The organism is Marinifilum sp. D737, assembly GCF_026672275.1.
In the GTDB taxonomy this organism is placed as follows: Bacteria; Bacteroidota; Bacteroidia; order Bacteroidales; family Marinifilaceae; genus Marinifilum.
This window is the reverse complement of sequence record NZ_JANQCD010000037.1, coordinates 34,194-43,415: the sequence shown is the minus strand read 5'-3', so window position 1 is coordinate 43,415 and position 9,222 is coordinate 34,194. Positions and strand designations below refer to the sequence as shown.

Annotated in this window: 5 protein-coding genes; 1 reads left to right on the top strand and 4 read right to left on the bottom strand. The window is 34.4% G+C overall.

The window, feature by feature from the left end:
- Positions 1-192: 192 nt before the first annotated feature.
- On the bottom strand, positions 193-744 hold the full coding sequence (locus tag NQ163_RS17445; RefSeq protein ID WP_268191615.1) for an RNA polymerase sigma factor: 552 nt from the start codon (positions 742-744) through the stop codon (positions 193-195).
- Between the two features lie 396 nt (positions 745-1,140).
- On the opposite strand from NQ163_RS17445, the gene NQ163_RS17440 reads away from it, so the two are divergent.
- On the top strand, positions 1,141-1,842 hold the full coding sequence (locus NQ163_RS17440; RefSeq protein WP_268191614.1) for a DNA-binding domain-containing protein: 702 nt from the start codon (positions 1,141-1,143) through the stop codon (positions 1,840-1,842).
- 575 nt (positions 1,843-2,417) lie between these two features.
- On the opposite strand, the gene NQ163_RS17435 is transcribed toward NQ163_RS17440, so the two are convergent.
- The 3 genes from NQ163_RS17435 to NQ163_RS17425 form a co-directional block, all read right to left on the bottom strand.
- The gene (locus NQ163_RS17435) at positions 2,418-3,953 is read right to left on the bottom strand and encodes a RagB/SusD family nutrient uptake outer membrane protein (protein ID WP_268191613.1); all 1,536 of its coding nucleotides are present in this window, start codon (positions 3,951-3,953) and stop codon (positions 2,418-2,420) included.
- 10 nt (positions 3,954-3,963) lie between these two features.
- Positions 3,964-7,659 (bottom strand): SusC/RagA family TonB-linked outer membrane protein, encoded by a 3,696-nt coding sequence (locus tag NQ163_RS17430; RefSeq protein ID WP_268191612.1) that lies wholly within the window; start codon positions 7,657-7,659, stop codon positions 3,964-3,966.
- A gap of 177 nt (positions 7,660-7,836) precedes the next feature.
- Positions 7,837-8,991: a FecR family protein gene (locus NQ163_RS17425; RefSeq protein WP_268191611.1), complete on the bottom strand. Its 1,155-nt coding sequence runs from the start codon at positions 8,989-8,991 to the stop codon at positions 7,837-7,839.
- Positions 8,992-9,222 lie beyond the last annotated feature (231 nt).

Genomic DNA, 9,222 nt, shown 5'->3' with positions numbered 1-9,222 from the left:
GAATGAGTGAATGAGTGAATGAGTGAATGAGTATGCAAAGTTCGAAAATTGAATTTACAAAACGTAATTCGTAATTGACAATTCGTAATTTTATTTCTATTGAATGTAGAAGCTGACAGGTTCACAAATGCTTTCAAGTAAAACAACTTGAATCATTCAGCTATCCGCTGATAACTTATAACTGATAACTGATTAAGGTAGTAGAATCATCACCAATACATCCAAATTGCTTCGCAACTGCTTTAAAGCTCTGGAGTAATGTGTTTTTACTGTATTGATGGAAATATCCATTTCTTCAGCAACTTCGGCATATTTCATTTTCTCGAAAGCGATGGCTTCGAAAACGACTTTGCATTGGTCGGGCAAAAGAGCAATCTCTTTATATAGGCTTTCTTTTCTTTCTTCCAATTGCTGACTTTCGTATTTGTCTTCGATGATATTGTAGGCCTTATTCTCCATTTCTTCGAATCGAAATTTTAGATCTTTCTTTATCTGATTGATGGAATTGTTGCGAACAATACTAAAAAGGTAAGATTTAATAGAACCAGTAAAATTGATCATTCGATTTTTCTCCCATAGGGTAATAAAAGCTTCCTGTACAATGTCTTCTGCTTTCTCGTAGGAATCGAAATATTTATAGGCAAATACACAAAGGGGTGTATAATACAAATCGAACAACATGCGAAGACCAGATTGATCTCCATTCTTGAATTTTTGAATGATATCTTGTTCGTGTTGCTCCATATTTACTGCGGTAAAAGTAAAAAAGCTTGTGGAAAATACAAAAGTCTGTAAGTTTCAAGTCATGCTTAAACATGATCCTGATCAATTAATCTACACACCAGTAAAAATTGCATCTGTTAAATTAAAGTTAAATCTACTGAGTTTAAAAAAACTTAACACACTTGATAAGTGGAATTGTCATAACATTTATTTAACTTGGCTTGTTCTTAGTGAACAAAAGACATACAATGTCTTTTTTATTAGTTAACGAGATACCCTGGATCTTTTAAAAACAGGTGAAACTTTGGCGAGCCGATCCTGTGAACAAAAGCTCCGAGGGTATTCTCTAGTTTTAAACCATCGCAATTGTAACACAAATTACTTTAAAAAGCAATTGTGATAAAAACTTATCTTATCATGACAGTACGTTATGGATTAGGTTTGAATTATCTGACTGAAGATCCAGATGATTACCTGGCAGTTGTTACAGAGTGTACAACTTCGAATGTTAAAAAAATCATGGAACGCATGATTGGCAAGGGTTCAACCGTAACCAAAGCCGAAGGCTTATCGGTTATTGAAGAATTTGAATATGCCGTTGTGGAAGAAGTGAAAAATGGAAATATTGTATCCACTGATCTGTTCAGGATTAGTCCAAGTATTTCCGGAGTTTTTAAAGATGAGAATGACTCCTTTGATCCTTCTCGCCACACCATTAAGCTGAATATCAGTGCAGGGCCGAGATTACAGGAAATCATCTCAAAAATTGAGTTGAAGAAAGTGGCATTAAGCACTGCTGAACCTGTGATTGAGAAATTTGTGGATTTAAAAGGCAAAGCTGTGAACGAATCCTTCACTCCCGGACAGATGGCATCCATTCAAGGCTCATTGCTTAAGTTCGATGAAGAAGATACCAACCAGGGTGTGTTCTTTATTGCTGCCAATGGTACTGAAACCAGAGTGACAGATTTTGTGAAGAACAAACCTTCTGAATTGATGTTCTTCGTTCCTGATGGTTTAACTAGCGGAAGTTTTCAGCTTGAGGTTAGAAATACACCTCATAAGCTAAAAAACATTAAAAAAGCTAGATTATCCGTTGAATTGGTTCCTGCAAGTTAAGTTGTAGGAATGCTCAAAGGGAACTCTTTCGAGTTCCCTTTTCTGTATTATTTTTTCCAAACAGTTTGGAAAGCTAGTTCCAAGGTGTTTGGAACGGTAATTCCAAGATACTTGGAACACTAATTCCAAAACGCATGGAAAGGTAATTCCAAGACAGTTGGAAAGCTAATTCCAAACAAATTGGAATAAAAAAGCACAAGCTCTATCCTAATATTCTATATCACTCAAAAATATTGATTGTAATAAAGGAAGACAGGCCTAATTCTGTCTCTACTATTCTACTATCTCATAAAAAAAAGAGCAAGCCATCACAGCTTGCTCCATCAACTAATCTAATGAAATACTTCCTGTATTCAATTTTTATCCGAATATTACACAAGTATTATAGTACCTTTAAACAATCAAACTTGTAGTTCTTTAAGATATTCTTTTCTACAAGAAATAACTTAACAACAGAGGTTTAAATTAAAAAGATTGAACTCAATAATCAGAGTTCAACTCTTTAATTATTAGACCTTATATAAGTTCTATTTGAATATATAAATATTTTTATAGCATTTTAGATTAGGACATAGTTATTGCTTTACAATTCCAGCATAATCATTTTGCTTCCACCCTAATATTCTAATCTCTTTTTCTGGAATTGGCAATGCATATGCCGATGCTTGAGGCTCTAAAATGTAAGTTTTCAAAGATGATGCTGTATTGTATACATCATCAAAAGACTTTTTAGTTACCGTAATTTGTTCGTTTGCATATTGATTATATCTTTTCAAATCATACCATCTTATAACAAAAGGCAATTCTCTACGTCTCTCATTTTTCACATCTGCAACAGTTCCTCCAATGTTGTTAACAATGCTAATATCTTCAGCTTCGAATCTATTAGCTCGCAAAATACGCAATTCAGAAATGGCCTTTGCAGCCTCACCCTTACGAGCAAAAGCTTCTGCTTTTATTAAGTGCATCTCCGATACGGTAGGTCCAATAAGAAATGCTATTCCTCCATGATTAAAACGATAAAAACTATGAGCATCAATATCTTTAATTCCTTCAGCTGTTAAATCAAATGGCAGGCCATTAACGGAAATGTAATTATAGTTATTTTGTATAAACTTCAACTTTCTTAAATCCTTTTCAGAATACAAATTATATAATGATTCAGATACAGGACAAACTTCAGTATAATAAGATGGCATTGACACTGTGTAAGGAAAATAGCACTCTTTATATTCTCCTGTATTAGATCCATTCTTAACAAAGTTAAGTTCTTTCCAAAATTTAGAACTGCCTACAATTTCCTTCTCTTCGACTGAGAAAAGAGGATCTGTAGCAATATTTACCATTTTATTATAACCTTTCAAGGCTTTATCTGCATAAGCAGCTGCCTTATCAAAATCGTCTTGATTTTTTGCAATATACATTTCTACCCTAGCACGAAAGGCTTGAACTGCCGGTACGGTAATTCTCCAGTTGGTTGAAATATCGAAATTATTTAAACCAATCTCTTGTAATTCCACTTCGGCTTCTGTTAAATCCTGAATAATCTTATCAATAGTATACCTAACTGTTTTTCTAGAAAGGTCAGCTTCTCCATTAGTATTATCTCGATAACCAATACCAGGTGTTTCTCCGTTATCAACAGAAGGATGTAAACAAAATTCTACAACACCTAAAAAATGTAGAAATGCACGATGAAACTTAGCCTCTGCAGCTACTTTCTTACGTTCCACTTCGTTACCATTAACTTTTGGGGCAGATTCAATAATAGTATTAATTCGGAACATCTCGCGCCATAAGCTTTCCCAACCAACAGAAAATAAATTTTCATACGTCTCTTTATTCCATATTCCCAATGCAACGCGAGTACTAAGTGATGTATGAATTTTATACAATTCTGGCCTAATATCAGAATCATCACTGGCAAAAAAAGTAGCCATCCAAGCAGATCCAGCACTTTTCGATAAGGAAATACTATTTAATAAAGCATCCAATTGTTCCACTTCCAATATGGGATCATTTCCGCTTTTATTAGGGTTCTCTTCTAAAAAGTCATCACAAGAATAACATAGTAATAGTAATAATATATTTAGGAAAGTTATTTTTTTCATATCAAAAAAATTAAAATTTCATTTTTACTCCAAAAGCATAAGTACGAACAGGCTTAAAAGCAAATCCAGGCAAAAACTCAGGATCAATTCCTTTTTTATTAGCAGTCCACAAAAGTCCAACATTTTTAACTTGACCAAAAAGATTTACAGACATTACATTCCCTTTAGCTGACAATTTCACATCAGGAAGTTTATACCCTAGGTATACTTCATCAAATCTAATATGACCAGCATTTTCTGTCATATGAGAACTATTTACAAGAACATTATTATACCATGCATACACGTAAGATCCTCGTAAAGTAGGCGCCGATTCATTATTAGGTATTGGTTTACCTACAAATTTATCAAGAGCATCGCCCTTATCCCAAGCTGTTTCTAATGATTTAGAATAATTTAAGGAGTTAATATTTCGAACAATAAAATCATCATTTCTTCTAAAAATGTGCCCAAATTTACCACTAAACATCATTCTTAAATCGAAATTCTTGTACGTAAAAGATGTTGTAAAATTAACCAATGACGATGGCGTTAATTTTCCTTGATAAAACAAATACTGATTATCGTCTGCAGTTTCGCCTGGATTTAATAAAGTAAAACTCTGAATTGGATTCTGAGAAGGACTATTTAAAATTTGTTCACTTCCATCCTTTTTTCTAATTTTCATAAAACCTTCCGGACTGTATCCTACTAAATTCAAGCCATATACACCATCAAGAGGTCTTCCTACATTATAAGTTCCATTAATATAACTGGTTAAATTCGTAGCTTTACTATTGTATGCCAATACCTCATTCTTATTGTATGAATAATGTAAGCTTCCATACCAATTTATATCCTTAGTTATCTTAAGCTTAGACGATAAGGACACCTCTATACCTTTATTTAAAATTTCGCCGTTGTTTAATGTTATTTTAGACGTTGATTGATTTACGTATGAAGTTTCAGTATCAGATAGAACATCATAGGTATAATTCCTATAACAATCAATAGAACCATATAGCAATCCATTTTTTACAGAGAAATCGACACCTACATTAAAGGCTTTTGTTTTTTCCCAAGTTAAAGAAGGATTTCCACGAGTATTGATATCGTTTACTGGCAAATACCCTGTGTAAGAAGATGGTGAACTAACCCGAATTGTAGTAAGAGTAGAATTTCCTTTTTTCCCTGCCGACAATCCACTTTCTCCAACAGAAGAACGAACAATCAATCTATCGATCCAATTTACATCAGCCATAAAACCTTCCGATTTGATATTCCAGTTAAAACCCAGAGACCAAAATGGAGAAACTTTATTCTTTACTTCATCAGAAACAAAGTTTGATGCATCAGCTCTTAAGCTAAGAGTAGCAGTATATCTATCATCGTAGGTATAAGCTGAGTTAAAAAATGCCGAAACATATCTATCTTCATAGGTTCTATCCGAAAACATCTTACTATCCTGAAAGTAATAAGATGACCAACTATTATCTTCATAAGGGTAATAACCCCAAAAAGTATATTTTGTATCAAAATATTTATATGTTCCTGAAGCGGGTGCATAATTAAAAGCAGGAGCAGATTGAGATCTTTCATTATATCCAAATCTCAAACCATCTTTAAAGGCAGTGCGCCTTTGCAAAAGAGCTTCTCCCCCAAGAAGAGTCACAAGATTATGCTTGTTGGCAAATGTTTTATTAAAATTCATTTGTACTTTACCATGATGTGATAAATACAATGAACTCTGATCTTTTATTATTGCTCCTTTAGGAAATTGTGAAACATATTTTTCGGTATCCGAATTGTATGTAGAAAACACATTTATAAAATTTCGAGTAAAGAAAGTATTCTCATTATACAATTGCTCATTGCGACTACTACTTCTTTCGTACTGATAAAACGCACTTACGTTTAACGATTTCGTAATCTTATAATTTAGGGAATTTTGAATTCTTAAATCAAAACTATTCGAAGTATACTCTCTCTCTCTAGACTCCTGTAATAAATTATATCCCATATCATTATAAGGCATTTTACCTTCTAATTGAGACATATAAGGAATATAAATAGAACCTGGAGCAGACATCTTGGTATAATTTCCATTGTCATCTACTAAACGAGAGTACGCAGAGGTGACAGCCTTAAGAGATGCTAATGTTGGGGAATTATTCTCACCCGATTTAAAATTCGCATTTACATTAACATTGTAACTAAATTTATCTGAGAATATAAATTTGTTGTTTAGGTTCAATAAAATCTTGTCATTGTTATTAAACTCGAACGAAGTTTTATCGTTCTCATACATTATACTCAATTTTACCGCATTACGCTCTGTTGCATTAGAAAGAACAAGATTGTGTTGTTGAACAATTAGATTTCGCAACAAGTATTTTTTGTAGTCGTCCTTGTAATCTTTACTAATTAAATCTGCTCTTCGAGAATCATATTCTGCTTGTGAAATAGCCCCCCTTTTTAATTCGGCTATATTTTGCATCGATTCGCTTAATTGAAATCTATAGCGTCCTTGAGAATTCACGACTCTTTCTCCAGCATTAAAGTTAGGCTCAAACAAATCATAATATCTCTCATCAAATTCAATCTGATTCTTGGAGTTTGCAATATTAAGACCATAATCTAAGTCAAGTTTTTCACCAATCTTTATAAAAGAATTTACTTCAACATTTAACTTGTTACTTTTCTTAGGCGCTTTGGTAGTTACAACAATAACACCATTGGCAGCTCGAGCCCCATAAATCGAAGTTGCCGAAGCATCTTTCAAAACATCAATACTTGCAACATCGTTAGGATTAATGGTAGAAAAATCTCCATCAATAGGGAAGCCATCAACAACAACTAAAGGAGACGTTTCTTCTGAAAATGTACTAACACCTCTAATTATTAATTTTCCATCTGATTTTCTTTCCACTCCTGTACTAGCACCCGAAAATACCTCTGACAAATCAGTAGTAACTCGCTTCGAAATATCATCTTCTGATATTTTATCATAAGCTCCTGTAACTCTCTCTCTCGAAATCGTTTGATATCCAGTAACCACAACCTCATTTAAGGTGGCTGCATCTTCTTTTAAAACCACATTTATCTGAGATTGGCCTTCATATTTAATCTCCTGTGGCTCCATACCAACAAAAGTAAACACCAACACCTCTTTATCGCCACCTATCTCAAGAGAATACTCTCCATCAATATTCGTAGCCACACCGATATTGGTTCCTTTGATCACAACAGACACACCTGGCAATGGAATACCCTGATCATCGGTGACTTTACCTTTCAGTTCTTTCTTTTCTTGCTGAACGGAAGTATCTACTTTTTCTTCAACTTTTGGTTTCACTACCTCACGTGGAAACAAAACGATCATTTTGTCCTCAACACGGTAGTCTAAATTTGTATTTTTCAATACTTCGAACAATACTTCGTCTAAGGATGCTTTATTAAAATCAACAGTAACATCCTCTAATTCCTTCACATACTCGTAGTCATAAATAAAATCATAATCGCACTGTTGCTTGATCTCTTCCAGAACTTGTTCAAGGCTGGCTGAGTTCATTTGTATACTCAATGAGGTTTGCGAGAACAACTCATTGGCTTGCACACTAATGATTCCGAGTAAAAATAGAAATACACTTAGTTTCATGGTTAAGAGTATTTTTCGCAGCGGAGTGAATGCACGCTCTCTACTGCCGGTAACACAATTTTTTTTCATACATTTGAAATTGGGTTAGACATTTAGTTTAACTTGTCACATTTGAGTCGTGAGACTCTGGTTTGCGGGGAACGGTCCAGGTTCCCCGTTTTTTTATCCACCTGCTAAAGTAGGTGGTAATTGATGTTTTTATCTATTAGCCGCAAGGCCTTGCGGCTCTACTTTTCTACTTTTCTACTATTTTACTTTTCGACTTACTAATAAGTGATCATCCTCCAGTTCTAAGTCGATTGGCGATATTTCTTCAATCAAATTAATCAGCTTGTCAATATCTTCATACCTGTCGGTTACTCCTGATATTCTTCTTTTCAGCACTGCTTCATCATCACAAATCACCTTTACGCCGTACCAACGAGACATTTTTCTCAATACACTCTCCATGGGTTCACGGTTAAATACAAACTTTCCGTCTTTCCATGCGGTGTAGATACTAGTTCTCACCTCTCTTACTTCCATTTTATTTGAGGCAAGGTTTAATCCCACTTGTTCACCGGGCTTAAGAATCACATCTTTTGATTCTTTTGAAAACTGCACACTACCTTCAACCAGCGTGGTCTGTATTTCGGATTCATCCTGATAAGCCATCACATTAAACTCAGTTCCCAATACTTCCACTTTCGAACCATCATTCAGATATACATCAAAAGGTCTTTCCTTTTCTTTGGCTACTGCAAAATATGCTTCTCCACTTATCAACTTCACCTCTCGTTTGCCTTTGCCAAACTTTTCAGGAAACTGAATTTCCGTTTGGGCATTCAACCAAATCCTGGTTCCATCGGACAATTGCATATAATACTCTCCTTGAATTGGTGTTTTAATGGTGTTGTACTTTAACACTTTCTCTATCGCATCTCCTTGTTGATACACCAACTCGTTATTTGTATTACTTGCCAGTTTTTCCTTACCTGATGTAATATCTTTTCCCTGATAATCTTCCAGGTAAATGGTTTTTCCATTCGATAACTCAAGAGTTGCCTTAGAACTTCCGGCTTCCACGATTGCAGAGTCTTTAGTCCAATACACCTCATTAAGCATATAAGTAGTCGCCAATAATGGCAGCATGATGATAGCGGCCCATTTCATAACAGTTCTTAGCCTGATTACTTTCGTTTTCAATTCCGGAACTTGACTGGCTATCTTCTCCCAGGATTTCTCCTGATCAATTCTACCGTATAGTTCATGCTTCTTCTGAATTTGCTTCAAATCAGAAGCCAGCATGTAACTGCTTTCGTTTTTCAATTTCCATTCAGCAAGTTCTTGCTGTTCGTCAACAGTCAAGTCCCCCACTTTCTCTTTGGAAATTAGTTTTGCAATGTAGTATATCTCTTTCATAGCTATGGTGTAATTCTTTTTTCAAGACAGAGTGATCAATTCCATCTTTCTTAAATCTTTTTATAAGTCAAGCATTAATCTTGTATTTAAAATACCGTTCTTTTTACCTTATTTTATTAAGAGACCACTAAGTTGAAAAAGGGTGTTAGTGGATTTTTGTATTTTTTTGAAAAAAGTAGAATGGTAGAAAAGTAGAATAGTAGAAAAGTTAATAATTTATGCAAAGTTCGG